The 24,824-nt window shown below is 67.5% G+C and carries 20 protein-coding genes; 5 read left to right on the top strand and 15 right to left on the bottom strand.

Translation table 11 applies throughout. The features are described 5' to 3' along the window. Window positions 1–426: 426 nt before the first annotated feature. On the bottom strand, window positions 427–1,275 hold the full coding sequence (locus PcP3B5_RS06085; protein WP_009617952.1) for a mechanosensitive ion channel family protein: 849 nt from the start codon (window positions 1,273–1,275) through the stop codon (window positions 427–429). A 119-nt stretch (window positions 1,276–1,394) separates the two neighbouring features. Next, the gene (locus PcP3B5_RS06080; RefSeq protein WP_009617950.1) at window positions 1,395–1,874 is read right to left on the bottom strand and encodes a YajQ family cyclic di-GMP-binding protein; all 480 of its coding nucleotides are present in this window, start codon (window positions 1,872–1,874) and stop codon (window positions 1,395–1,397) included. Window positions 1,875–2,024: 150 nt separating this feature from the next. Between PcP3B5_RS06080 and PcP3B5_RS06075 the strand changes: the two genes are divergently transcribed. From PcP3B5_RS06075 to PcP3B5_RS06060, 4 genes are read left to right on the top strand one after another with little or no spacing between them, the layout of a single operon-like run. After that, complete coding sequence (locus tag PcP3B5_RS06075) at window positions 2,025–2,990, top strand: response regulator (protein WP_043272385.1); 966 nt, start codon at window positions 2,025–2,027, stop codon at window positions 2,988–2,990. Between the two features lie 36 nt (window positions 2,991–3,026). Continuing rightward, window positions 3,027–3,941, top strand: coding sequence for a putative 2-dehydropantoate 2-reductase (locus tag PcP3B5_RS06070; protein WP_043315194.1), 915 nt, complete (start codon window positions 3,027–3,029; stop codon window positions 3,939–3,941). A 57-nt stretch (window positions 3,942–3,998) separates the two neighbouring features. Further along, complete coding sequence (locus tag PcP3B5_RS06065) at window positions 3,999–6,044, top strand: sensor histidine kinase (protein WP_024128173.1); 2,046 nt, start codon at window positions 3,999–4,001, stop codon at window positions 6,042–6,044. A gap of 3 nt (window positions 6,045–6,047) precedes the next feature. Further along, entirely contained in the window at window positions 6,048–6,620 is a 573-nt protein-coding gene (locus tag PcP3B5_RS06060; protein WP_043315195.1) for a cob(I)yrinic acid a,c-diamide adenosyltransferase, read from the top strand. 920 nt (window positions 6,621–7,540) lie between these two features. Here PcP3B5_RS06060 and PcP3B5_RS06055 read toward each other — a convergent pair. The 4 genes from PcP3B5_RS06055 to secA all read right to left on the bottom strand — a co-directional run bounded on the left by PcP3B5_RS06055 (window position 7,541) and on the right by secA (window position 13,491). After that, a complete protein-coding gene (locus tag PcP3B5_RS06055) occupies window positions 7,541–8,491 on the bottom strand; it encodes a Nudix family hydrolase (RefSeq protein WP_009617936.1) in 951 nt (316 codons plus the stop codon). A gap of 28 nt (window positions 8,492–8,519) precedes the next feature. After that, window positions 8,520–9,143: a glutathione S-transferase family protein gene (locus PcP3B5_RS06050; RefSeq protein WP_009617934.1), complete on the bottom strand. Its 624-nt coding sequence runs from the start codon at window positions 9,141–9,143 to the stop codon at window positions 8,520–8,522. Window positions 9,144–9,424: 281 nt separating this feature from the next. Next, window positions 9,425–10,642, bottom strand: coding sequence for a bifunctional glutamate N-acetyltransferase/amino-acid acetyltransferase ArgJ (gene argJ / locus PcP3B5_RS06045; protein ID WP_058071398.1), 1,218 nt, complete (start codon window positions 10,640–10,642; stop codon window positions 9,425–9,427). 95 nt (window positions 10,643–10,737) lie between these two features. Beyond that, complete coding sequence (secA, locus tag PcP3B5_RS06040; RefSeq protein WP_009617931.1) at window positions 10,738–13,491, bottom strand: preprotein translocase subunit SecA; 2,754 nt, start codon at window positions 13,489–13,491, stop codon at window positions 10,738–10,740. Between the two features lie 305 nt (window positions 13,492–13,796). Here secA and PcP3B5_RS06035 point away from each other — a divergent pair, with 305 nt between their 5' ends. Then, window positions 13,797–14,252: a DciA family protein gene (locus PcP3B5_RS06035; protein ID WP_009617929.1), complete on the top strand. Its 456-nt coding sequence runs from the start codon at window positions 13,797–13,799 to the stop codon at window positions 14,250–14,252. A 173-nt stretch (window positions 14,253–14,425) separates the two neighbouring features. On the opposite strand, the gene lpxC is transcribed toward PcP3B5_RS06035, so the two are convergent. From lpxC to murD, 9 genes are all read right to left on the bottom strand, one after another. Beyond that, on the bottom strand, window positions 14,426–15,337 hold the full coding sequence (gene lpxC, locus PcP3B5_RS06030) for a UDP-3-O-acyl-N-acetylglucosamine deacetylase (protein WP_009617927.1): 912 nt from the start codon (window positions 15,335–15,337) through the stop codon (window positions 14,426–14,428). Between the two features lie 112 nt (window positions 15,338–15,449). Beyond that, window positions 15,450–16,634, bottom strand: a complete 1,185-nt coding sequence (gene ftsZ, locus PcP3B5_RS06025) for a cell division protein FtsZ (RefSeq protein WP_009617925.1) — start codon at window positions 16,632–16,634, stop codon at window positions 15,450–15,452. Window positions 16,635–16,689: 55 nt separating this feature from the next. Next, window positions 16,690–17,934, bottom strand: a complete 1,245-nt coding sequence (ftsA, locus tag PcP3B5_RS06020; protein WP_009617923.1) for a cell division protein FtsA — start codon at window positions 17,932–17,934, stop codon at window positions 16,690–16,692. Between the two features lie 21 nt (window positions 17,935–17,955). Next, window positions 17,956–18,819: a cell division protein FtsQ/DivIB gene (locus tag PcP3B5_RS06015; protein ID WP_043272377.1), complete on the bottom strand. Its 864-nt coding sequence runs from the start codon at window positions 18,817–18,819 to the stop codon at window positions 17,956–17,958. Between the two features lie 4 nt (window positions 18,820–18,823). Then, complete coding sequence (locus PcP3B5_RS06010) at window positions 18,824–19,771, bottom strand: D-alanine--D-alanine ligase (protein ID WP_061560788.1); 948 nt, start codon at window positions 19,769–19,771, stop codon at window positions 18,824–18,826. Further along, the gene (murC, locus tag PcP3B5_RS06005) at window positions 19,771–21,213 is read right to left on the bottom strand and encodes a UDP-N-acetylmuramate--L-alanine ligase (RefSeq protein WP_009617917.1); all 1,443 of its coding nucleotides are present in this window, start codon (window positions 21,211–21,213) and stop codon (window positions 19,771–19,773) included. Before murC ends, PcP3B5_RS06010 begins: the two co-directional genes overlap by 1 nt. Continuing rightward, window positions 21,206–22,279, bottom strand: coding sequence for an undecaprenyldiphospho-muramoylpentapeptide beta-N-acetylglucosaminyltransferase (gene murG / locus PcP3B5_RS06000; protein ID WP_061560787.1), 1,074 nt, complete (start codon window positions 22,277–22,279; stop codon window positions 21,206–21,208). The genes murC and murG overlap by 8 nt, the downstream gene beginning before the upstream one ends. After that, window positions 22,269–23,468, bottom strand: coding sequence for a putative lipid II flippase FtsW (ftsW, locus tag PcP3B5_RS05995; protein ID WP_009617913.1), 1,200 nt, complete (start codon window positions 23,466–23,468; stop codon window positions 22,269–22,271). Before ftsW ends, murG begins: the two co-directional genes overlap by 11 nt. Then, window positions 23,468–24,814 (bottom strand): UDP-N-acetylmuramoyl-L-alanine--D-glutamate ligase, encoded by a 1,347-nt coding sequence (gene murD, locus PcP3B5_RS05990; RefSeq protein ID WP_061560786.1) that lies wholly within the window; start codon window positions 24,812–24,814, stop codon window positions 23,468–23,470. The genes ftsW and murD overlap by 1 nt, the downstream gene beginning before the upstream one ends. Window positions 24,815–24,824 lie beyond the last annotated feature (10 nt).

Below are 24,824 nucleotides of genomic sequence, written 5' to 3'. Positions count from 1 at the left end.
CCTTGGGCGGGCCCTGCCCGCGATTCGCGCGCAGGGCGCGCTCCTACAGGGGAATCTGCACCGAGGCGCCTTCGTAGGATGGGTTGAGCCTGCGAAACCCATGCGGTCGTGGCGATGGGTATCGCTTCGCTCAACCCATCCTACGCCAGAATTCCCCCTCGACCTGTAGGAGCGGGCCCTGCCCGCGATTGCGCCGGCAAGGCCGGCCCAGAAACGAAAAAGGCCGACATATCCAGGCTGTGTGAAAACCCGAGCGGCTCTTCGAAGAGTGCGTTCCTACGTGAAATCTGAAAAGGCTTGGCTATTCAGCCAACCCAGAATCCGCGTAGAAACGCGAAATCCAGGTTGTTTTTTAACCAGCTGGACCGATCCGGAGGTTTTCACACAGCCTGATATCGCCGGCCTTTTCCATGGATGGATTCGCCTTTATTCGGCGAATGCTTCTTCCTCCGAGCCCCTGACCACCCGCACCACCCGGCTCGGCAGGGCCAGGTCGATGCCGCGGTCGCGCAGGCACAGGCGCACCTGTTCGTTGAGCATGAAGGTCACCGCGCCGAAATCGGCGTTGGCGGTCCACAGGCGCAGCGACAGGGTCACCGAGTTCTCGCCCAGGGCCGAGACCACCACCACCGGCGCCGGGTTCTTGAGCACGCGCGGGTCCTGGGCCAGTTCCAGGAGGATGCCGCGGGCCGCGTCCAGGTCGGCGTCGAAGGCCAGCTTGATGTCGAAGATCACCTGGCGCGTGGCCTGGCTCGAGACGTTGGTGATGATGCCGTTGGACAGCGCGCCGTTGGGCATGATGACCGTGCGGTTGTCGCCGGTGCGCAGCACGGTGTGGAAGATCTGGATGCTGTCCACGGTGCCGGAGACGCCCTGCGCCTCGATGGCATCGCCGACCTTGAACGGACGGAACAGCAGGATCAGCACGCCGCCGGCGAAGTTCGACAGGCTGCCCTGCAGGGCCAGGCCGATGGCCAGGCCGGCGGCGCCGATGGCGGCGACGAAGCTGGTGGTCTGGATGCCGATCATCGAGGCCACGCTGACCACCAGGAGGATCTTCAGCGCCACGTTCACCAGGCTGCCGATGAAGCCCTGGAGAGTCTTGTCCACCCGCTGGCTGGCCATCAGCCCGCCCACCCGGCGGGTCAGCAGGTTGATCAGCCACCAGCCGATCAGCAGGGTGATCAGCGCCAGCACGGCGTTGCCCAGGTAAGTCAGCACCACCGGCATCCAGGCCTCTGCGCTCCGTACTAGCTGGTCGTAATTCATGTCCATGGAATGGGGCCCCCTTGGTTTTCGATTATTAGAAATACGAACGCCATGGCGAACCATGGCGATCGGTATTCGCCGAGCGGCGCTCTATTTGCGACGCCGCCCGGACAACGAGGTTCCGCTCAATCGCGGAAGTTGTTGAACTGCACCGGCATGCCCAGGGACTCGCCGCGCAGCATGGCGATCACTTCCTGCAGGTCGTCGCGCTTCTTGCCGGTGACGCGCACCTGCTCGCCCTGGATGGCGGCCTGGACCTTCATCTTGCGGTCCTTGATCAGGCCGACGATCTTCTTCGCCAGGTCCTTGTCGATGCCCTCGCGGAAGTTCACTTCCTGCTTGACCACCTTGCCCGAGGGGTAGGCGTCCTTGAGCTCCATGCACTGGATGTCGATCTTGCGCTTGATCAGGTTGCTGCGCAGGATGTCGAGCATCTGCTCCAGCATGAAATCGGCCTCGGCGGTCAAGGTAACCGACTTGTCCTTGGGCTCGAAGCTGCACTTGCCCTTGAGGTCGAAGCGGCGCTCGAGCTCCTTGCCGGCGTTGTCCAGGGCGTTGGTCAGTTCGTGCTTGTCCAGTTCGGACACCACGTCGAACGAAGGCATGTCATCTCTCCAGATGGACGGCGCGATCCGGTTCACACTCGGGCACGCGCCTGGCTTGACGGTAAAAATGCGCGCTCATTATAACTGAGCCACAAGCACGCGCCCGGCCCAGAACCGGCGAATCCCCGCCTCCTCCGAGTCCCCTGCCCCATGCCAACCAACCATCTGAGCATCCTGGTGGTCGACGACGCGAAATTCTCCAGCGCCATGATCGGCCGGGCGCTGAGCCAGGCCGGCTACCAGAACGTGCGCTTCGCCAGCAGCGCCAGCGAGGCCCTGCAACTGCTGGAACGGGAACCGGTGAGCGTGCTCCTGGCCGACTGGCTGATGCCGGAGATGGACGGCCTGGAGCTCACCGCGCGGGTACGCCAGCTGGACGAAAGCGGCGACCACTACACCTACATCATGCTGCTCACCGGCAAGGAGGGCGACAACGCCCTGGCCGAGGCCTTCGACCGCGGCGTGGACGACTTCGTCAGCAAGACGGCGATGAGCGAGCAACTGGTGCCGCGGGTGCTGGCCGCCGACCGCCTGTGCAACACCCTGCAGCGCCTGCTGGTGGAGAACCGCCTGCTCACCGAGAACATCAACCGCCTGGAAGAGCGCAACCTGGTGGACGCTGCCACCGGCCTGGGCAACCTGCGCTACCTGCGGCAGAAGCTCGCCGACAGCATCCGCCAGGTGGAATCCCGCGGCGGCGCGGTGTGCTACCTGCTGATCGGCATTCCCGTCCTGCTGGAGCAGGACGGCCAGCACTTCCCCGGCTTCCATCAGGAGCTGCTGCACGGCATCGGCCGGCGCCTGCAGCAACTGGTGCGGCCGCTGGACGTGCTGACGCGCATCGACGAGCAGCACTTCGGCCTCATCACCCTGATCGACGACCTCCAGGAATGCTCGCCGAGCAGCTTCCGCCGCCTGCACGAAGGGCTCAACCTCAAGGCCTTCAAGACCAGCCGCGGCTTCGTCAGCCTGAAGGCCGGCATCGGCCTGGTGGGGCTGGACGCCAAGTCCCTGCCGCTGCAGGCCGAAGAGGTGATGGAACAGGCCCGCCAGCTGCTGCCCGACGCCTATGCCAGCGGGCGAATCAACGCCAGCCGGCTGCCCGGGGTGCGCTAGACTTCGCTGTACGCCCATCGACACGCGAAGCCCACCATGAACTGGACCATTCTCGGCGCCGGCAGCCTCGGCAGCCTCTGGGCCGCCCGCCTGGCCCGCGCCGGCCTGCCCGTGCAGCTGCTGCTGCGTGACCGCCAGCGCCTGGCGGCGTACCGCGCCCGCGGCGGCCTCACCCTCTGCGAGGACGGCCGCGAGAGCCTCTACCCGATCCCCGCTGAGACCGCCGGGCACCTGAACGCGCCCATCCAGCGCCTGCTCCTGGCCAGCAAGGCCTACGACGCCGAGGAAGCCGCCGCCAGCGTGGCCGCGCACCTGGCGCCCGGCGCCGAGATCATCCTCCTGCAGAACGGCCTGGGCAGCCAGCAGGCGGTGGCCGCGCACCTGCCGCGGGCGCGCTGCCTGTACGCCTCCAGCACCGAAGGGGCGTTCCGCGACGGCGATTTCCGCGTGGTCTTCGCCGGCCGCGGGCAGACCTGGCTCGGCGACGAGCGCGGCGGCCCTGCGCCGGCTTGGCTGGACGAGCTGGCCCGCGCCGAAATCCCCGTGCAGTGGAGCGGCGACATCCTCGAACGGCTGTGGCGCAAGCTGGCGCTGAACTGCGCGATCAACCCGCTGAGCGTGCTGCACCACTGCCGCAACGGCGAACTGGCCGGCCATGCCGAGGAAGTCGCCGGCCTGTGCGACGAACTCGGCCAACTGCTCCACGCCTGCGGCTACGACACGGCGGCGCGGGAGCTGCAGGGCGAAGTGGAACGGGTGATCGCCGCCACCGCGGCCAACTATTCCTCCATGTACCAGGACGTGGCCAACGGGCGGCGCACCGAAATCGCCTACCTGCTCGGCCATGCCTGCGCCGAGGGCCAGCGCCGCCACCTGGCGCTGCCCGGGCTGAACGCCCTGCACCGGCGCCTGCGCGACGCGCTGCGCCAACGCGGATTGCCCGAGGCCTGAGCGGCGGGCTAACCTGCCCGCCACGCTTTCGATCGCCGAGCCCCTATGCTGTCCTTCATCAACCTGCGCCAGCGCCTGGAAAACCTGCCGGTCGGCCAGAAGATTCTCGCCGCCCTGCTGGTGCTGCTGGCCACTGTTTTGCTGGCGGCCAACCTGGCGTTCATCAGCGCGGCCTACTGGATCTCCCAGGACAGCGTGGCGCCCCAGGCCCTGCAGACCATCGGCCGGCTGATCGCCAACCCGGCGCTCAGCTACCCGGCGCTGAGTTCCCCGGAGCAGGCCGACACCCTGCTGCACCAGCTCGACGACTACCAGCCGCTGCGCGCCGCCGCGCTCTACGACGCCAACGGCACGCGCATCGCCCAGTCGCCGCGGGAAGGCTCGCTGCCCAGGCACCTGGAGGACCTGGAACGCTGGCGCGCCCACGAATACCGCCTCAACGCCCTGTTCGAACTGCCGCAGCCCGGCGGGCGCAACGGCTACCTGCTGCTGGTGGCCAGCAGCGAGCTGCCCGGCGCCTTCTACACCGGCACGCTGACCGCCAGCCTGGCGATCCTGGCCGTGAGCGTGCTGCTGTGGATGCTCATCGCCCGGCAGATCCGCCGCCTGATCACCCGGCCGATCCGCAGCCTGGAAGAGCTGTCGCGCCAGGTCACCCGCGAGGAGAACTACTCGCTGCGCGCCGAACGCGGCAATGCCGACGAGATCGGCCGCCTGTCCGACGCCTTCAACACCATGCTCACCCGTATCGAGGCCCGCGAGCAGCAGCTCAAGCGCGCCCGCGACGACGCCCAGGACGCCATGGCCCAGGCCCAGGACCTGGCCGAGGAAACCCGCCGCTCCAACCGCAAGCTGGAGCTGGAAGTGCAGGTGCGCAGCAAGATCGAGAAGAAGCTCACCGGCTTCCAGCACTACCTCAACAGCATCATCGACTCCATGCCCTCGGCGCTGATCGCGGTGGACGAGCAGCTCTACGTCACCCAGTGGAACCAGGAGGCCAGCCGGCTTTCCGGCACCAGCCTGGACGACGCGGTGAACCAGCCAGTGTTCCTCGCCTTCCCCTCGCTCAAGCCCTTCCTGCTGCAACTGACCCGCGCCGCCGAGCAGCACAAGGTGGAACGCGTGGAGCGCGTCACCTGGGCATTGATCGACTCGCCACGGCACTACGCCCTGACCTTCTACCCGCTGATGGGCGGCACCGGCCGCGGCGCGGTGATCCGCATCGACGACATCACCGAGCGCCTGGGCATGGAAGAACTGATGGTGCAGTCGGAGAAGATGCTCTCGGTGGGCGGCCTGGCCGCCGGCATGGCCCATGAGATCAACAACCCGCTGGGGGCCATCCTGCACAACGTGCAGAACATTCGCCGGCGGCTGTCGCCGGAACTGCCGAAGAACCTGGAAGTGGCGGCCGAGGTGGGCGTCGCCCTGGACGACCTCAACCACTACCTGGAGGCGCGGGAGATTCCCAAGCTGATGGACGGCATCCAGTACGCCGGCTCGCGCGCCGCCAAGATCGTCACCCACATGCTCGCCTTCAGCCGCCGCAGCCACCGGCAGATGGCGCCCTGCGAACTGCCCTCGCTGATCGAGCAGGCGGTGGAGATCGCCGGCAACGACTTCGACCTGGCCGGCGGCTTCGACTTCAAGTCGCTGGAGATCGTCCACGAGTTCGACCCGCGCCTGGGCCCGGTGCCGGTGATCGCCAACGAGTTCGAGCAGGTGCTGCTCAACCTGCTGAAGAACGCCGCCCAGGCCATCCACCTGCGCGACGACGAGGAGGAAGGCGAACATGGCCGCATCGTCCTGCGCACGCGGCTCAACCCGCCGTGGGCGGAAGTGCAGGTGGAAGACAACGGCTGCGGCATGCCGGAAACGGTGCGCAAGCGCATCTTCGAGCCCTTCTTCACCACCAAGGAAGTGGGCCAGGGCACCGGCCTGGGCCTGTCGGTGTCGTATTTCATCATCACCAACAACCACAAGGGGCAGATGGAAGTGCAATCGGAACTCGGCCAGGGCACCTGCTTCACCCTGCGCCTGCCGCTGGGCGACGAGCCCGTGGCGCCGGTGGCGCTGCCGCCCCCGCAGAACAAGGAGCTCTGAGGCATGGGCTATCGCCTGTCGAAGATCTACACCCGCACGGGCGACGCCGGCGAGACCGGCCTGGCCGACGGCAGCCGGGTGCCGAAACACCACCCGCGGATCGAAGCCATCGGCTGCGTGGACGAGCTGAACAGCCAGTTGGGGCTGCTGCTGGCCGACCTGCAGGAAGCCCGCAGCGCCGCGCTGGACCAGTTGCTGACGGTGCTGGCGCCGGTGCAGCACCGCCTGTTCGACCTCGGCGGCGAACTGGCAATGCCGGAATACCGCGCCCTGGGCGACTACGAGGTGGCGCGCCTGGAACAGGCCATCGACGCCTGGAACGAGGAGCTGGAACCGCTGAAGGACTTCATCCTCCCCGGCGGCTCCCGGCTGGTGGCGCAGATCCACGTATGCCGCGCCCTGGCGCGCAAGGCCGAGCGCCGCTGCCAGCAGCTCAACGCCGAGGAGCCCCTGGAAGGCGCCGGGTTGCGCTACCTGAACCGGCTGTCGGACCTGCTGTTCGTGGCAGCCCGCATAGCCGCCAAGCGCCAGGGCGTCGCCGAGGTGCTGTGGAAGGCGGCGGAAAAGCCCGCGTAGATGGGTAGGAGCGGGCCCTGCCCGCGATTCGCGCGCAGGGCGCGCTCCTACAATGGGAATGGCGTGGGTGGAGCAGCGTAGGAGCGGATCTTATCCGCGATCCGCGCCGATACGTCCGGCTATCGCGGACAAGGTCCGCTCCTACGGGGAAACGCCATGCCTCACGTCGAAACTGTAGGAGCGGGCCCTGCCCGCGATTCGCGCGCAGGGCGCGCTCCTACAATGGGAATGGCATGGGTGGAGCAGCGTAGCGAATCTCATCCGCGAATCGCGCCGATACGCCCGGCTATCGCGGACAAGGTCCGCTCCTACGGGGAAACGCCATGCCTCACGTCGAAACTGTAGGAGCGGGCCCTGCCCGCGAAATCGCGCGCAGGGCGCGCTCCTACAATGGGAATGGCATGAGTGGGGCAGCGTAGGAGCGGATCTCATCCGCGATCCGCGCCGATACGCCCGGCTATCGCGGACAAGGTCCGCTCCTACGGGGAAACGCCATGCCTCACGGCGAAACTGTAGGAGCGGACAAGGTCCGCGATTCGCGCGCAGGGCGCGCGCCTACAATGGGAATGGCATGAGTGGGGTAGCGTAGGATCTCATCCGCGATCCGCGCCGATACGTCCGGCTATCGCGGACAAGGTCCGCTCCTACGGGGAAACGCCATGCCTCACGGCGAAACTGTAGGAGCGGGCCCTGCCCGCGAATCGCGCGCAGGGCGCGCTCCTACAATGGGAATGGCGTGGGTGGAGCAGCGTAGGAGCGGATCTCATCCGCGAATCGCGCCGATACGTCCGGCTATCGCGGACAAGGTCCGCTCCTACGAACGTGTCTCCCTGAAGCCCCGTAGGATGGGTTGAGCGAAGCGATACCCATCCTACGAAGAGCCCCGGTGCAGCCGGAAAGAAAGCGGCACCTACGAAGGCCTATGCCCCGGCCTTCGGCCAGAGCGCGCGGATGCCCGCCACGCCCTGGGCGCCTATCTGCCAGGCGCGTTCCAGGTCCTGCGGGCCCAGGCCGCCGAGCAGGAATACCGGCTGGTTGAAGCCTTCCACCAGTTGCTGCGCCACATCCCAACCCATTGCCGGTTCGCCCGGATGGCTCTCGGTCGGCTGCACCGGCGACAGGGTGACGAAGTCCACGCCCATCGCGCTGGCCAGCGCCAGTTCTTCGGCGCCGTGGCAGGACGCCGCCAGCAGGCGCTCCTGGGGGAACGGGCGACCGTTGGGGGCGTACTTGCGCAGTTGCTCGGCGGTCAGGTGCCAGCCGGCGGCGGGGAAGTCGCCCAGCCATTCCAGCGGGCCCTTGAGCATCAGTTGCGCCTTGCCGGCGCACAGCCCGACGGCATCCACCGCCATGTCGCGGTACTCCGGGCTGTACATGTTCGGCGCGCGCAGTTGGATCAGGCGGATACCGCCCGCCACGGCGGCGCGGATGCCCTGCAGGACTTCCTGCGGCTCCAGGCCGTCGGGGGTGATCAGGTAGCGCTCGGGCAGCCGCGCGGCCTGCACGATGGGCCGGTTGGCGGCGGGGAATTCGTAGTCGGGCAACTCCCGCGGGGCCACCCAGGCCAGCGGCTGGCCTTCGGCGCCATGGGGTTCGCCGGAGAACGCCGAGACCTCCCAGACGTCCAGCAGCACCTGCTTGTCCGGGTAGTCGTGGGCCACGCGGATCAGCGGCCGGGCGCGCTCGACGCGGATGCCCAGTTCCTCTTCCAGCTCGCGGGCCAGCGCGGCCTGCACCGGTTCGCCCTCCTCCACCTTGCCGCCGGGGAACTCCCACAGGCCGCCCTGGTGCTTGTCGTCCGGGCGCCGGGCGATCAGCACGCGGCCATCGACGCCACGGATCACGGCGGCGGCGACATGTACTCGTTTCACAGCATTACTCCTCGTCGGTTGCCGGCGCTCAGGGGCGCTCGGCCAGCGCGGCCTGCAGCCAGGGCTGGAAGGCCGCCCACTGGTAGATGGTGTCCACGTAGGCCTTGGCCAGCGGCGGCAGCTCCACGGCGTAGCTGCGCAGGCGCGTGGCCACCGGCGCGTAGAAGGCGTCGGCGATGCTGGCGTGGCCGAACAGGAACGGCCCGTCCTGGCCGAAGCCCTGGCGGCACAGGGTCCATAGCTCGATGACGCGGGCGATGTCGGTTTCCACTTCGGGCGGCACCTTGGCCAGCGGCTTGTGCCGCTGCAGGTCCATGGGCATGTGCGAGCGCAGGGCGAGGAAGCCGCTGTGCATCTCCGCGCAGATCGACCGCGCCAGCGCCCGGGCCGCCTCGCCGCGCGGCCACAGGTGCGCCTCGGGGAAGCGTTCGGCCAGGTATTCGGCGATCGCCAGGGAATCCCAGATCACCCCGTCCTCGCACTTGAGCACCGGCACCTTGCCGGTGGGCGAGTGCTCGCGGATGCGCCGCGCGGTGTCGACGCCGCCCAGCGGGATCAGCACTTCTTCGAATTCCGCACCGGTCAGTTGCATGGCCAGCCAGCCACGCAACGACCAGGACGACAGGTTCTTGCTGCCAATGACCAGTTTCATCGCTCGTTTCTCCGCTACGAAGCTAGAAGCTAGAAGCTAGAAGCTAGAAGCTAGAAGCTAGAAGCTAGAAGCTAGAAGCTAGAAGCTAGAAGCTAGAAGCTAGAAGCTAGAAGCTAGAAGCTAGAAGCTAGAAGCTAGAAGCTAGAAGCTAGAAGCTAGAAGCTAGAAGCTAGAAGCTAGAAGCTAGAAGCTAGAAGCTAGAAGCTAGAAGCTAGAAGCTAGAGAGCGTGGCGCCTTTCACTTCCGGCTTCAAGCTTCCAGCTTCCCGCTTCCAGCTCCCATCAAGTCCTGTATTCCGCGTTGATCTTCACGTACTCATGGGACAGGTCGGTGGTCCAGATGGTCTCGCTGCAGTCGCCGCGGCCCAGTTCGATGCGGATGGTGATCTCTTCCTGGGCCATCACCCGCGCGCCCTGGTCCTCGGTGTAGCTGGCGGCGCGGCAGCCGCGGCTGGCGATGCAGACTTCGTCGAGGAAGACGTCGATCCTGCTGACGTCCAGGTTCGGCACGCCGGCGTAGCCGACCGCGGCCAGGATGCGGCCCCAGTTCGGGTCGGAGGCGAACAGCGCGGTCTTGATCAGCGGCGAGTGGGCCACGGCGTAGCCGACGTCCAGGCACTCCTGGTGGGTGCCGCCGCCGTTGACCTGCACGGTGACGAACTTGGTGGCGCCCTCGCCGTCGCGGACGATGGCCTGGGCCAGCTCCATGGACACCTCGATCACCGCCTGCTTCAGGGCGCTGAACAGCGCGCCGCTGGCCTGGGTGATCTCCGGCAGCGTGGCCTGGCCGGTGGCGACCAGGATGCAGCTGTCGTTGGTGGAGGTATCGCCGTCGATGGTGATGCGGTTGAACGACTTGTTCGCCGCGTCGCGGAGCAGGTCCTGCAGCACGCCCTGGGCGACCTTGGCGTCGGTGGCGATGTAGCCGAGCATGGTGGCCATGTTCGGCTTGATCATGCCGGCGCCCTTGCTGATGCCGGTGACGGTGACGGTGACGCCGTCGTGCACGAACTGGCGGCTGGCGCCCTTGGGCAGGGTGTCGGTGGTCATGATGCCGGCGGCGGCCTCGGCCCAGTTGTCCGGGCCCAGGGCGGCCAGGGCGGCCGGCAGCGCGGCTTCGATCTTGGCCACCGGCAGCGGCTCGCCGATCACCCCGGTGGAGAACGGCAGCACCTGGCTTTCGTCCACGCCGGCCAGCTCGGCCAGCTTGGCGCACACCGCCGAGGCGTTGGCCAGGCCCGGCTCGCCGGTGCCGGCGTTGGCGTTGCCGGTGTTGGTCACCAGGTAGCGCACCGGCCCGAGGAAGCGCTGCTTGCACAGCAGCACGGGGGCGGCGCAGAAGGCGTTGGTGGTGAACACACCCGCCACGCTGGAGCCTTCGGCGCATCGCATCACCACGACGTCCTTGCGACCGGGGCGCTTGATGCCGGCGGAAGCGATGCCGAGTTCGAAGCCGGGGACCGGGTGCAGGGTGGAGATGGGGCCGAGACCGACAGCCATGGATGTGCTCCTTACGAAAAAGGGTGGATCGAATGTGAAAAACGCCGCGAGCGGCAGGGCCGGTCGCGGCGTCGGGGGTTACGACGGCAGGCGGATCAGTTCACCTGGCCGTGGCAATGCTTGTACTTCTTGCCGGAACCGCAGGGGCACAGCTCGTTGCGGCCGATCTTCGGCTCGGCGCGCACCGGCTCCAGCGGCACGACCTGGCCCGGGCCCTGCTCGCCTTCTTCGCCTTCCTCGGCATCGGGGGCCTGGTCGATGGACGGCGCCTCGGCATGCTGGAACTGCATGCGCTTGGCCATTTCCTCGGCTTCGCGGCGCAGGCGCGCCTCTTCCTCGGCCGGGTCCTCGCGGCGGACCTGGACGAAGGACAGCACGCGGATGGTGTCGCGCTTGATCGAGTCCAGCAGTTCCTGGAACAGGTTGAAGGACTCGCGCTTGTACTCCTGCTTCGGGTTCTTCTGCGCGTAGCCGCGCAGGTGGATGCCGTGGCGCAGGTGGTCCATGGTGGACAGGTGGTCCTTCCACAGGTCGTCCAGCACGCGCAGCAGCATCTGCTTCTCGAAGGTGCGCAGGGCCTCGGCGCCGGCCAGGTCTTCCTTCTCGTTGTAGGCGGCGACCAGCTCGGCGAGGATCTTCTCGCGCAGGGTCTCCTCGTAGAGCTTCTCGTCGTCGTCCAGCCACTGCTGGACCGGCAGCTTCAGGCCGAAGTCGCTGTACAGCGCGGCTTCCAGGCCGGCGATGTCCCACTGCTCGGGCAGCGACTGCGGCGGGATGTGCTGGCTGATGGTGTTGTTCAGCACTTCCTCGCGGAACTCGGCGATGGTGTCGCCGATGTTCTCCGCGGCCAGCAGGCTGTTGCGCATGTGGTAGATCACCTTGCGCTGCTCGTTGGCCACGTCGTCGAATTCGAGCAGTTGCTTGCGGATGTCGAAGTTGCGGCCTTCGACCTTGCGCTGCGCCTTCTCGATGGCGTTGCTGACCATGCGGTGCTCGATGGCCTCGCCCGGCTGCATGCCCAGGGCCTTCATGAAGTTCTTCACCCGGTCGGAGGCGAAGATGCGCATCAGGTTGTCTTCCAGCGACAGGTAGAAGCGGCTGGAGCCCGGGTCGCCCTGGCGGCCGGAACGGCCCCGCAGCTGGTTGTCGATACGGCGGGATTCGTGGCGCTCGGAGGCGATCACATGCAGGCCGCCGGCCTCGATCACCTGCTGGTGGCGCTTCTGCCACTCGGCCTTGATCTGGGCGATCTGCTCGTCGCTGGGGTTCTCCAGGCTGGCGATCTCGGCTTCCCAGTTGCCGCCCAGGAGGATGTCGGTACCACGGCCGGCCATGTTGGTGGCGATGGTCACCGAGCCCGGCGCGCCGGCCTGCGCGATGATCTCGGCTTCCTTCTCGTGGTACTTGGCGTTGAGCACCTTGTGCTCGATGCCGGCCTGCTCCAGCAGCTTGGACACGTACTCGGAGGTTTCGATGGAGGCGGTACCGACCAGGATCGGCCGGCCCAGGGCCTGGCTCTGCTGGATGTCGGTGATGATCGCCGCGTACTTCTCTTCCTGGGTCAGGTAGACCAGGTCGTTGAAGTCCTTACGGGCGACCGGCCGGTGGGTCGGGATCACCACCACGTCCAGGCCGTAGATCTGGCGGAACTCGAAGGCCTCGGTGTCGGCGGTGCCGGTCATGCCGGACAGCTTGGTGTAGAGGCGGAAGTAGTTCTGGAAGGTGGTGGAGGCCAGGGTCTGGCTCTCGGCCTGGATCGGCAGGTTTTCCTTGGCCTCGATGGCCTGGTGCAGGCCCTCGGAGAGGCGGCGGCCGGGCATGGTGCGGCCGGTGTGCTCGTCGATCAGCAGGACCTGGTCGCCCTGGACGATGTACTCGACGTTGCGGTGGAACAGGGTGTGGGCGCGCAGCGCGGCGTAGACGTGGGTCAGCAGGCTGAGGTTGTGCGCCGAGTAGAGGCTCTCGCCCTCGCCGAGCAGGCCGGCCTGGCTCAGCAGTTCCTCGACGTAGGCGTGGCCCTGCTCGTTGAGTTCGACCTGGCGGGTCTTCTCGTCGATGCTGTAGTGGCCCTGCTGGGTCACCTGGCCCTCGACTTCCTCGATGTGGCGCTTCAGGCGCGGGATCAGCTTGTTGATCTTGATGTACAGCTCGGAGCTGTCTTCGGCCTGGCCGGAGATGATCAGCGGGGTCCGCGCCTCGTCGATGAGGATGGAGTCCACTTCGTCGACCACGGCGAAGTTCAGCTCGCGCTGGAACTTGTCCTGCAGGCTGAAGGCCATGTTGTCGCGCAGGTAGTCGAAGCCGAATTCGTTGTTGGTGCCGTAGGTGATGTCCGAGGCGTAGGCCGCGCGCTTCTCTTCCGGCGGCTGGAAGGGCGTGACGATGCCCACCGAGAGGCCGAGGAACTCGTACAGCGGACGCATCCAGTTGGCGTCGCGGCGGGCCAGGTAGTCGTTCACGGTGACCACGTGCACGCCCTTGCCGGACAGCGCGTTCAGGTACACCGCCAGGGTGCCCACCAGGGTCTTGCCCTCGCCGGTGCGCATCTCGGCGATCTTGCCCTCGTGCAAGGTCATGCCGCCGATCAACTGGACGTCGAAGTGGCGCATGCCCATCACCCGCTTGCCCGCCTCGCGGCACACGGCGAAGGCTTCCGGGAGGATCTGGTCGAGGGTCTCGCCCTTGGCCAGGCGCTGCTTGAATTCCTCGGTCTTGGCCTTCAGTTGCTCATCGGAAAGCGCCACCATCTGTGGTTCGAGCGCATTGATGGCCTGGACCTGCTTGGCCATGCGCTTCACTTCACGCTCGTTCTTGCTTCCAAAGAGTTTTTTCAACAAAGGCGCAAACATATCGACTGGGTCATCCGAACTTGGGGAATGGAGGGCTGCCCGACTGGCTGGCCGCGGCTTGCATCGACGGCAAAGGGGGCATTCTACTCGGAAACGTGAACGAAAGAAGTGCCCAGGTCATGCCGGGGACTTTCCATGCGCGCACATTGCCCGGCAGGAACTCGGGGGAGGACTGGCAGTCCGCCTGCTTTATATTGTGTCGCGCAGGCAAAGTTCAAGGCTCGGCGCCGGCGGGCGTCGGCGCGACGGCCGGCGATGACCGCATTCTGATACCATCGGCGCTCAACAACCCCGGAATTTTCACCATGGCGTTCCGCCCGCTGCCCGCACAGGCCACCACCAAGCTGCTGCGCGAAGCCAAGCCGCTGCAGTCGCTGTTCAACGAGGCCCAGCGCCTCGCCCAGCTGCAACAGCTGCTCGACAGCCAGCTGCAGCCGGCCGCGCGCCCGCACTGCCGGGTCGCCTCCTGGCGCGGCGGCAACCTGCTGCTGGTGCTCACCGACGCGCACTGGGCCACGCGCCTGCGCTACCAGCAGAAGCGCCTGCTGCGCCAGTTGCAGATGTTCGACGAGTTCGCCGGGCTGCAGCACATCCTGTTCAAGGTCCAGCCCCAGGTCGAGCGCCAGGCGCCGGTGCGCACCCACCAGCTCTCCCCCGCCGCCGCCGAGGCCCTGCAGGAGGCCGCCGAGGGCATCGCCAACCCGCGCCTGCGCGCGGCCCTGGAACGCCTGGCCAGCCGCAGCCGCCCGCGCGAAGACTGACCCCCTCGCCTACCGCCGGTCTCATAACGCCCCTCGTCGGCGCTTGCCGATGAACTCGTGAGAACTTTCCCCCTCCAAACTCCAAGCCTCCTGCCCGCGCCATTTCGCGCGCATAAAAAAAGGCCACCCGAGGGTGGCCTTCAATATGTACAGCTTGAAAGGAGGAGGTTTCCTCAAACGGCCGCAGCGGGCCGCATGTAGGAAATCGGCGCGGTGCTCGCGTCTTCGAAGGTGACCACTTCCCAGGCCTCCTTGTCCGCGATGAGTGCGCGGAGCAGGCGGTTGTTCAGGGCATGGCCGGACTTGAAGCCGCGGAACTCGCCGATAAGGCTGTTACCAAGCAGGTACAGGTCACCGATGGCGTCCAGGATCTTGTGCTTGACGAACTCGTCCTCGTAACGAAGGCCGTCTTCGTTGAGCACGCGATACTCGTCGACCACGATGGCGTTCTCCACGCTGCCACCGAGCGCCAGGTTCTGCGAACGCAGGTACTCGATGTCGCGCATGAACCCGAAGGTCCGCGCGCGGCTGACTTCCTTGACGAAGGAAGTGCTGGAGAAGTCCACCGTCGCCTTCTGGGTGCGACCACGGAAGACCGGGTGATCGAAATCGATCTCGAAGCTCACCTTGAAGCCGTCGAAGGGAACGAAAGTGGCGCGCTTGTCGCCCTCTTCCACGGTCACTTCACGCTTGATGCGGATGAACTTCTTGGCCGCCTCCTGCTCCTGCAGGCCGGCGGATTGGATCAGGAATACGAAGGGCCCCGCGCTGCCGTCCATGATCGGCACTTCCGAGGCGGACAGCTCGACATAGGCGTTGTCGATGCCCAGGCCAGCCATGGCCGAGAGCAGATGCTCCACCGTATCCACTTTGACGTCACCCTTGACCAGGGTGGTCGACATGGTGGTCTCGCCGACGTTCGAGGCCCGAGCCGGGATTTCCACCACCGGGTCGAGGTCGGTACGGACGAACACGATACCGCTGTCCACCGGAGCCGGCTTCAGGGTGAGGTAGACCTTCTCCCCCGAGTGCAGACCGACGCCGGTGGCCCGGATGATGTTCTTCAAGGTGCGTTGTCTGATCATGGCTTTGGCCGCTTTCGCGCAAGTTGCGAACTGTTGTCAACAATGGGCGGCGATGATAGCAGAACCGCCCTTTGCTGAACACCAATCACATTCATACTCCTGATAAATTGCCTCAATCGGCCTGGCGACGCAGGAATGCCGGGATGTCCAGGTAGTCCAGGTCGTCCTGCGGGTTGAGCTTGGCCGCGGTGGCCGCGCTGCCGTGCGCCTGATTGCGCATCACGGTCGGGCGGTCCAGGTCGCGGTAGTTCACCGATTGCTGCTCGCGCTGTACCGGAGCCTGGCTGCTGACCGCCTGGGTCTGCACGGTGTTGTCGACCACCTTGACCGGTTTTTCCAGGCGTGCGCCCAGGCCGGTGGCGACCACGGTGACGTGCAGTTCGTCGCGCATGTCCGGATCGATCACGGTGCCCACCTTGACGGTGGCGTGCTCGGAGGCGAACTGCTCGATGATGTTGCCCACGTCGGAGTACTCGCCCAGGGACAGGTCGGGACCGGCAGTGATGTTCACCAGGATGCCGCGCGCGCCCTGCAGGTTGACGTCCTCCAGCAGCGGGTTGCGGATCGCCGCCTCGGTGGCCTCGCGGGCGCGGTTCGGGCCGCTGGCGGCGCCGGTGCCCATCATGGCCATGCCCATCTCGCTCATCACGGTCTTCACGTCGGCGAAGTCGACGTTGATCATGCCCGGACGCTTGATGATGTCGGAGATGCCGCGCACGGCGCCGGCCAGCACGTCGTCCGCCTTGGCGAAGGCTGCCAAGAGGCTTGCGTCCTTGCCGAGGATGGTCAGCAGCTTCTCGTTGGGGATGGTGATCAGCGAGTCGACGCTTTCCGCCAGGGAGCGGATGCCCTCGTCGGCGATCTGCATGCGCTTGCGGCCTTCGAACGGGAACGGACGGGTGACCACTGCAACGGTCAGGATGCCCATTTCCTTGGCCACTTCGGCGATGATCGGCGCCGCACCGGTACCGGTGCCGCCACCCATGCCGGTGGTGATGAAGACCATGTCGGCGCCTTCCAGCACCTCGGCGATGCGCTCGCGATCCTCGATCGCGGCCTGGCGGCCGACTTCAGGGTTGGCGCCGGCGCCCAGGCCCTTGGTCACGCCCGGGCCGAGCTGCAGCACGGTGCGCGCCGCGATGTTCTTCAGCGCCTGGGCGTCGGTGTTGGCGCAGATGAACTCCACGCCGTCGACGTTGTTCTTGGCCATGTGGTTCACGGCGTTGCCGCCGCCGCCACCGACACCGATGACTTTGATTACTGCCGTTTGTGGGACGTTATCGACGAGTTCAAACATTTTCCCCTCTCCTTCCTTTCTAGTTGTGTCGCCTACGTTTTACCGCGCCGGTAAATCAGAAATTGCCCTGGACCCAGCGTTTGAGCCGTTCCAGAACAGGTGTCTTGGGTTCATCGCTGAAGCTGCCGCCGGACATGGAGATGCCGTCGGATTGCTTCTGCAGGCCATACATGAGCAGGCCCACGCCAGTGGAATAGATAGGATTGCGCACGACGTCGGTCAGCCCCTTGACGCCATGCGGCACGCCCAGGCGCACCGGCATGTGGAAGATCTCTTCGGCCAGCTCCACGGCGCCTTCCATCTTGGAGGTGCCGCCGGTCAGGACGATCCCGGCCGGGATCAGGTCTTCGTAGCCGCTGCGGCGCAGCTCGGCCTGGACCAGGGTGAAGAGCTCGTCGTAACGCGGCTCCACCACCTCGGCCAGGGCCTGGCGCGACAGCTCCCGCGGCGGCCGGTCGCCGACGCTGGGCACCTTGATGGTTTCGCCCGCGCCGGCCAGCTTGGCCAGTGCGCAGGCGTAGCGGATCTTGATTTCCTCGGCGTACTGCGTGGGCGTGCGCAGGGCCATGGCGATGTCGTTGGTGACCTGGTCGCCGGCGATCGGGATCACCGCCGTATGGCGGATGGCGCCCTCGGTGAAGATGGCGATGTCGGTGGTGCCGCCGCCGATGTCCACCAGGCACACGCCCAGTTCCTTCTCGTCCTCGGTGATCACCGAGTAGGCCGAAGCCAGTTGCTCGAGGATGATGTCGTCGACTTCCAGGCCGCAGCGGCGCACGCATTTCTCGATGTTCTGCGCAGCGTTCACCGCGCAGGTCACCACGTGCACCTTGGCTTCCAGGCGCACGCCGGACATGCCCAGCGGCTCGCGCACGCCTTCCTGGTTGTCGATCACGTAGTCCTGCGCCAGGGTGTGCAGCACCCGCTGGTCGGCCGGGATCGCCACGGCCTGGGCGGCGTCGAGCACGCGGTCGATGTCGGCCGGGCTCACCTCGCGGTCGCGGATCGCCACGATGCCGTGGGAATTCAGGCTGCGGATGTGGTTGCCGGCGATGCCGACGAAGGCCGAGTGGATCCGGCAGCCGGCCATCTGCTGCGCCTCGTCGATGGCGCGCTGGATGGACTGCACGGTGGACTCGATGTTCACCACCACGCCCTTCTTCAGGCCGCGCGACGGATGGGTGCCGATCCCGACGATCTCCAGCTTGCCGTCGGCCGCTACCTCGCCCACCAGCGCCACCACCTTGGAGGTGCCGATGTCCAGGCCGACGACCATCTTGCCGCTCTGCACGCTTGCCATGTTTATTGCTGTCTCCTCAAATCACTGCGCGGGCGCGGCCTGGGCCACGTCCGTCTGCGGCAGCGGGTCGCGCCACGCCACGGCCAGGCCGTTGGGGTAGCGCATGTCGATGCGCGCAATCTTCGATATCTGTTCTTTCAGGGCCTTTTCGTAGATGGTCACGAAACGGCGGATCTGTTCGACCGTGTGGTCGCGGCCCAGGACGATCTGCACGCCCTGGGCGGTGTCCAGCGTCCAGGCGCCGCGCGAGCTCATCTCCAGGCTGGCGATGGTGAAGCCCAGGGGCCGCAGCAGTTGGCTGAGGATCTGGTACTGCTGCATCACCTTCTGCTGGGCGAACTGCGGGCCGGACAGGCGCGGCAGGTGTTCGTAGTGCGACACCTCGTGGGGCGCGAAGGCCTGGCCCTGGTTGTTCAGCAGCGCTTCGTCGCCCCAGCGGGCCACCGGCAGTTGTTCCTCCAGGTGGATCACCACCTGGTCCGGCCAGACGCGGCGGACTTCGGCGTGGGCGATCCAGGGCATCTGCTCCAGCTCCTGGCGCATGCCGGCCAGGTCGATGCTGAAGAAGCTGGCCGAGACGAACGGTGCGATGCGCTGCTGCACCGCCTGCTGGCTGATGTAGCTGAGGTCGCCTTCGACGCTGATCTTGGCGATCGGGCGGTCGGCGTAGGGCAGCACGTACTGCGCGCCCTGGTAGGCGCCGAAGCCCAGCACGGCCAGCAGCACCGGCCACATCAGCATGCGCAGGAAGCCGAAGCTGGGCCTGGGCAGGCGAGCGCTGATCGGCTCCTTCGCCACCAGGCGGCTGGCGCCGCGCGGCACCGGCTTGCGTGCGGGCACGCGGCCGATACCGGGTTGCGAGTGGCGGAGCATCGCGCCGTTCATGGTCTTACCCCCTTGCCTCGACGCTGTCGGCGAGGATCGCCAGCACCAGTTGCTGGAAATCCAGGCCGGCCGCGCGCGCGGCCATGGGCACCAGGCTGTGGTCGGTCATGCCCGGTGCGGTGTTGACTTCGAGCAGCCAGAAACGCCCCTCGGCGTCCTGCATCACGTCGGTCCGCCCCCAGCCCTGGATGCCCAGGGCCTCGCAGGCGCGGGCGCACAGGTCCTGCAGCTCGCGCTCCTTCTCGGGGCTCAGGCCGCAGGGGATGCGGTACTGGGTGTCGCTGGCCAGGTACTTGGCGTCGTAGTCGTAGAAGCTGTGCGGAGTGCCCAGGCCGATGGCCGGCAGCACCTGGCCGCGCAGGGTGGCCACGGTGAACTCGGGGCCGCTGATCCACTGCTCGACCAGCACTTGCGAGTCGTATTCGGCGGCGCTGCGCCAGGCGGCGATCAGCGCGTCCACGCCGTCGACCTTGGCCATGCCGATGCTGGAGCCTTCATGGGCCGGCTTGACGATCAACGGGAAGCCCAGTTCCGTCGCGGCGCGGCGGCAGTCGTCCCCGCTGGCCAGCACGGCATAGGCCGGCGTCGGCAGGCCCAGGCTCAGCCACACCCGCTTGGTGCGCAGCTTGTCCATGGCCAGGGCCGAAGCCAGCACGCCGCTGCCGGTGTAGGGAATGCCGGCGACTTCCAGCAGGCCCTGCATGCTGCCGTCCTCGCCGCCACGGCCGTGGAGGATGATGAAGGCGCGGTCGATCTTCTCGCTCAGCAGGCGCTGCAGCAGGTCGTCGCCCACGTCGATGCCGAAGGCGTCCACCCCGGCATCCTGCAGGGCCTTGAGGACCATGCCGCCGGACTTCAGCGAGACCTCGCGCTCGGCGCTCCTGCCGCCGTAGAGCACGGCGACGCGGCCGAAGGCGCGGGGCTCGAGGGTGGATTTGAGTGCGTCGTTCATCACGCCTTCCTCGGGGCGTCGCCGCCGAACATCGGGTTCTTGATCAGCGCCGGGGCCAGGCCGCCGATGTCGCCAGCGCCCTGGCAGAGCAGGATGTCGCCGGCGCGCAGCAGCGGCTTGAGCAGCGCGGCGAGGTCGCCGTCGCGCTCCAGGTAGATCGGGTCGAGCTGGCCGCGCTGGCGGATGCTGTGGCACAGCTGGCGGCTGTCGGCGCCGGGGATCGGCTCCTCGCCGGCCGGGTAGACCTCCATCAGCAGCAGCACGTTGGCCTCGCCGAGCACCTGCACGAAGTCTTCGTAGAGGTCTCGGGTGCGGGTATAGCGGTGCGGCTGGTAGACCATCACCAGGCGGCGCTCCGGCCAGCCGCCGCGCACGGCCTTGATCACCGCCGCGACTTCGCGCGGGTGGTGGCCGTAGTCGTCGACCAGCATCACGCTGCCGCCGTCGACCTGCAGCTCGCCATAGACCTGGAAGCGCCGGCCCACGCCCTGGAAGCCGGACAGGCCCTGGACGATGGCTTCGTCGGAGATGCCCTCGTCGGTGGCGATGACGATGGTCGCCAGGGAGTTCAGCACGTTGTGCAGGCCGGGCATGTTCACCGAGACGTCCAGCGGCTCGCGCTCCGGGCGCAGCACGGTGAACCAGGTGCGCATGCCTTCCTGGCGGATGTTGATGGCGCGGACGTCGGCATCCTCGCTCAGGCCGTAGGTGACGGTCGGGCGCGCCACCTGCGGGAGGATTTCGCGGACCACCGGGTCATCCACGCACATCACCGCCAGGCCGTAGAACGGCAGGTTGTGCAGGAAGTCGACGAAGGTCTTCTTCAGCTTGTTGAAGTCGCCGCCGTAGGTGGCCATGTGGTCGGCGTCGATGTTGGTGACCACAGCGACCATCGGTTGCAGGTGCAGGAAGCTGGCGTCGCTCTCGTCGGCCTCGGCCACCAGGTAGCGGCTGGTGCCCAGCTGCGCGTTGGTGCCGGCGGCGTTCAGCCGGCCGCCGATGACGAAGGTCGGGTCCAGCCCACCGGCGGCGAACACCGAGGCGATCAGGCTGGTGGTGGTGGTCTTGCCGTGGGTGCCGGCAACGGCGATGCCGTGGCGGTAGCGCATCAGCTCGGCGAGCATTTCCGCACGCGGCACCACCGGCACGCGGCGCTCCAGGGCGGCGGCGACTTCCGGGTTGGCCTTGTTCACCGCGCTGGAAACCACCAGCACGTCGGCGCCGTCGGCGTTTTCCGCGCGGTGGCCGATGAATACCTGGGCGCCGAACTTCTCCAGGCGCTCGGTCACAGCCGAGGCCTTGAGGTCGGAACCGGACACTTCGTAGCCGAGGTTCAGCAGCACTTCGGCGATACCGCACATGCCCGCGCCGCCGATGCCGACGAAGTGGATGCGGCGGATGCGCCGCATGGTGCGGGTGATGCCGTTGGGTTCCTTAACCACGGGCCACCTCCAGGCAGGCATCGACTACCGTGCGGGTAGCCTCGGGCATGGCCAGGCGCCGGGCGCTGGCGGCCATCTGCTTCAGGGATTCGGGATGCATCAATACCTCGGACAGCTGCGCGGCCAGGTCGGCGGCGCCGGTAGACTTTTGCGGCAGCAGGCGGGCGGCGCCCTCCCGTACCAGGAATTCGGCATTGCGCGTCTGGTGGTCGTCGATCGCGTGGGGCAGCGGCACCAGGAAGGACGGCAGGCCGGCGGCGGTCAGCTCGCTGACGGTCAGGGCGCCGGCGCGGCAGATCACCAGGTCGGCCCAGGCGTAGGCCGCGGCCATGTCGCCGATGAACGCAGCGACGTCGGCTTGGACACCGGCCTGGGCGTAACGCTCCGCGGTGACCTCGGCATGCTGACGACCGGCCTGGTGGCGAATGGCCGGGCGCTGCTCGGCGGGGATCAGCCGCAGCGCCTCGGGCAGCAACTTGTTCAGCGGCTCGGCGCCCAGGCTGCCGCCCAGCACCAGCAGGTTGACCTTGCGGCCGGCCAGATCGGCGCGGGCATCGGCCTCGAGGAACAGCTCGGCGCGCACCGGGTTGCCGGTGGTCAGGCGCTTGGCGCTGGCCGGGAAGGTGTCCGGGAAGGCCTCGCAGACGCGCTTGGCCAGCGGCGCCAGGCCACGGTTGGCGGTGCCGGCGACGGCATTCTGTTCGTGGATGACCAGCGGCGCGCCGCTCAGCTTCGCCGCCACGCCGCCGGGGCCGGTGACATAGCCGCCCAGGCCGAGCACGCAGACCGGCTTGAGCTTGCGCACCACGCCCAGGGCCTGGAACAGCGACTTGAGCAGGTCGAAGGGCGCGCGCAGCAGGGCCAGGCGGCCCTTGCCGCGCAGGCCGCTGACGTTGATCAGGTGCAGCGGCAGGCCGGCCTTGGGCACCAGGTCGTTCTCGATGCCACGCGGGGTGCCGAGCCAGTGCACGGCGTAGCCGCGGGCCTGGAACTCGCGGGCGCAGGCCAGGGCCGGGAACACGTGGCCGCCGGTGCCGCCGGCCATGATGAGGACGTTACCTTTCATCGGCGAAGTCCTCCTCGGTGAATTCGTACTCTTCGCTGCCCACCGCGGTGCGCCGCTCCCATTCGATGCGCAGCAGCATGCCCAGGCAGCCGCAGCAGATGACCAGCGAGGAACCGCCGTAGCTGAGGAACGGCAGGGTCAGGCCCTTGGTCGGCAGCAGGCCGACGTTCACCCCGACGTTGATCAGGAACTGGCCGATCCACAGGAACGCCAGGCCGTAGGCCACGTAGGCGGAGAAGTACTGCTTGGCCTGCTCGGCCCAGATGCCGATGTAGAGCGCGCGCAGGCCGACGAAGACGAACAGGCCGACGGTGGCCAGGGCGCCGACGATGCCCAGCTCCTCGGCCAGCACGGCGAACACGAAGTCGGTGTGCGCCTCGGGCAGGTAGAACTGCTTCTGGATGCTGTTGCCCAGGCCCATGCCGGTCCAGCCGCCGCGGCCGAAGGCGATCAGCGCCTGGCTGAGCTGGTAGCCGGCGCCGAACTGGTCGGCCCAGGGGTCGCTGAAGTTGGTCAGGCGCGCCATCCGGTAGGGCTGGGTCCAGATCAGCAGGGCCACCGCGCCCACCGCCAGGGCCACCATCAGGCCGAAGCGGAACAGGCCGACGCCGCCGAGGAACAGCATGGCCGCCGCGGCGCCCATCATCACCACGGTGGCGCCGAAGTCCGGCTCGCGCAGCAGCAGGCCGGCGAACGGCAGCAGCACGGCGAAGGGCTTGAAGAAGCCGATCCAGCTCTCGCGCACCTCGTGCTGGCGGCGCACCAGGTAGCCGGCCATGAACACCACCACGAAGACCTTGGCGATCTCCGAGGGCTGGATGTTGAACAGGCCGAAGCCGATCCAGCGCATGGAGCCGTTGACCTCGCGGCCGACGCCGGGGGTGATCACCGCCACCAGCAGCAGGAAGGCCACGCCCAGCAGCTTCCAGCTGTGGCGCTGCCAGGTCTCCATCGGCGTCAGCATGGTCACGCCGCAGGCGACGAAGCCGATGGCCAGGTAGATCAGGTGGCGCACCGAGAAGTACAGCGGGTTGCCCGACTGCGCCGCCGCCACTTCCGAGGACGCCGAGGTCACCATCACCAGACCCAGGCCGAGCAGCGCCAGGCAACCGGCGAGCAGCGGGAAGTCCAGATCGATGCCGTTGCGGCTGATCAGCGGGGACGGGTATGGGCGCAGGAAGGAGAACATCAGGCGATCTCCTCCACGGCCCTGGCGAACAGGCGGCCGCGCTCTTCGAAGTTCTTGAACATGTCCAGGCTGGCGCAGGCCGGCGACAGCAGCACGGCATCGCCCGGCCTGGCCAGCTCGGCGGCCTTGCGCACGGCTTCGTCCAGGGTCTGCACGCGCACCTTCGGCGTCTCGTCGCTCAACGCGGCGCCGACCAGCTCGGCATCACGGCCGAGCAGCACCACGGCGCGGCAGAACTTCGCCACCGGCTCGCGCAGGGCGCTGAAGTCCGCACCCTTGCCGTCGCCGCCGGCGAGCAGCACCAGCTTGCCGTCGATGTCGGCGCCCAGGCCTTCGATGGCGGCCAGCGCGGCGCCGACGTTGGTGGCCTTGGAGTCGTCATAGAAGCTCACCCCGGCGCGCTCGCCGACCCACTGGCAACGGTGGGCCAGGCCGGCGAATTCACGCAGGGTCCGCAGCATGGGCTCGAACGGCAGGCCCACGGCGTGGCCCAGGGCCAGGGCGGCCAGGGCGTTGGATTGGTTGTGAGCGCCGCGGATCTTCAGCTCGCGCACCGGCATCAGCGCCTCGAACTGGAAGGCCAGGTACTTCTCGCCACCCTCTTCCACCAGGCCGAAGGCCTTGAAGTCGGGCTTGTTGGTGCCGAAGGTCCAGCACGGCACGCTATCGGCAATCAGCGGCCGGCTCAGGGCGTCGGCGCGGTTCACCACGACCTGGCGGGCGCCGCGGAAGATGCGGTGCTTGGCCAGGTGGTAGTCGGCCATGCCGTCGTAGCGGTCCATGTGGTCTTCGCTGACGTTCAGGCAGGTGGCGACCTCGGCGCCCAGGCGCTCGCAGGTCTCCAGCTGGAAGCTGGACAGCTCCAGCACGTACAGCTCGACGTCGTCGGCCAGCAGGTCCAGGGCCGGGGTGCCCAGGTTGCCGCCCACGGCCACGCGCTTGCCGGCCGCCGCGGCCATCTCGCCGACCAGGGTGGTCACGGTGCTCTTGGCGTTGGAGCCGGTGATGGCGACGATCGGCGCCTTGGCATGGCGGGCGAACAGGTCGATGTCGCCGGACATGCGCACGCCACGGGCGGCGGCCTCGACCAGCGCCGGCGTGCGCAGCGACAGGCCGGGGCTGACGTACAGCTCGCTGGCGCGGCAGAGGAAGCCGGCGTCCAGCTCGCCGCAGCGTACTTCCACCTGCGGGTACTGGGCGCGCAGGGTGGCCAGCTCCGGCGGATTCTCGCGGGTGTCGGCCACGGCGAAAGGCACGCCCTGGCGCGTCAGGAAGCGCACCAGCGACATGCCGCTCTTGCCGAGGCCGACAACGATGCGGAAATTGTCCGAAGCGATCAGGCTCATGCTCGCTCTG

Source organism: Pseudomonas citronellolis, assembly GCF_001586155.1.
Lineage (GTDB): Bacteria > Pseudomonadota > Gammaproteobacteria > Pseudomonadales > Pseudomonadaceae > Pseudomonas > Pseudomonas citronellolis.
This window is presented reverse-complemented; position numbering and strand designations above follow the sequence as displayed.

Bases quoted from the DNA above. Each gene is read 5' to 3' on its own strand.
- PcP3B5_RS06085 (WP_009617952.1), bottom strand. From the start codon at position 1,275: ATGGACATGAATTACGACCAGCTAGTACGGAGCGCAGAGGCCTGGATG.
- PcP3B5_RS06080 (WP_009617950.1), bottom strand. From the start codon at position 1,874: ATGCCTTCGTTCGACGTGGTGTCCGAACTGGACAAGCACGAACTGACC.
- PcP3B5_RS06075 (WP_043272385.1), top strand. From the start codon at position 2,025: ATGCCAACCAACCATCTGAGCATCCTGGTGGTCGACGACGCGAAATTC.
- PcP3B5_RS06070 (WP_043315194.1), top strand. From the start codon at position 3,027: ATGAACTGGACCATTCTCGGCGCCGGCAGCCTCGGCAGCCTCTGGGCC.
- PcP3B5_RS06060 (WP_043315195.1), top strand. From the start codon at position 6,048: ATGGGCTATCGCCTGTCGAAGATCTACACCCGCACGGGCGACGCCGGC.
- PcP3B5_RS06050 (WP_009617934.1), bottom strand. From the start codon at position 9,143: ATGAAACTGGTCATTGGCAGCAAGAACCTGTCGTCCTGGTCGTTGCGT.
- argJ (WP_058071398.1), bottom strand. From the start codon at position 10,642: ATGGCTGTCGGTCTCGGCCCCATCTCCACCCTGCACCCGGTCCCCGGC.
- secA (WP_009617931.1), bottom strand. From the start codon at position 13,491: ATGTTTGCGCCTTTGTTGAAAAAACTCTTTGGAAGCAAGAACGAGCGT.
- PcP3B5_RS06035 (WP_009617929.1), top strand. From the start codon at position 13,797: ATGGCGTTCCGCCCGCTGCCCGCACAGGCCACCACCAAGCTGCTGCGC.
- lpxC (WP_009617927.1), bottom strand. From the start codon at position 15,337: ATGATCAGACAACGCACCTTGAAGAACATCATCCGGGCCACCGGCGTC.
- ftsZ (WP_009617925.1), bottom strand. From the start codon at position 16,634: ATGTTTGAACTCGTCGATAACGTCCCACAAACGGCAGTAATCAAAGTC.
- ftsA (WP_009617923.1), bottom strand. From the start codon at position 17,934: ATGGCAAGCGTGCAGAGCGGCAAGATGGTCGTCGGCCTGGACATCGGC.
- PcP3B5_RS06015 (WP_043272377.1), bottom strand. From the start codon at position 18,819: ATGAACGGCGCGATGCTCCGCCACTCGCAACCCGGTATCGGCCGCGTG.
- PcP3B5_RS06010 (WP_061560788.1), bottom strand. From the start codon at position 19,771: ATGAACGACGCACTCAAATCCACCCTCGAGCCCCGCGCCTTCGGCCGC.
- murG (WP_061560787.1), bottom strand. From the start codon at position 22,279: ATGAAAGGTAACGTCCTCATCATGGCCGGCGGCACCGGCGGCCACGTG.
- ftsW (WP_009617913.1), bottom strand. From the start codon at position 23,468: ATGTTCTCCTTCCTGCGCCCATACCCGTCCCCGCTGATCAGCCGCAAC.
- murD (WP_061560786.1), bottom strand. From the start codon at position 24,814: ATGAGCCTGATCGCTTCGGACAATTTCCGCATCGTTGTCGGCCTCGGC.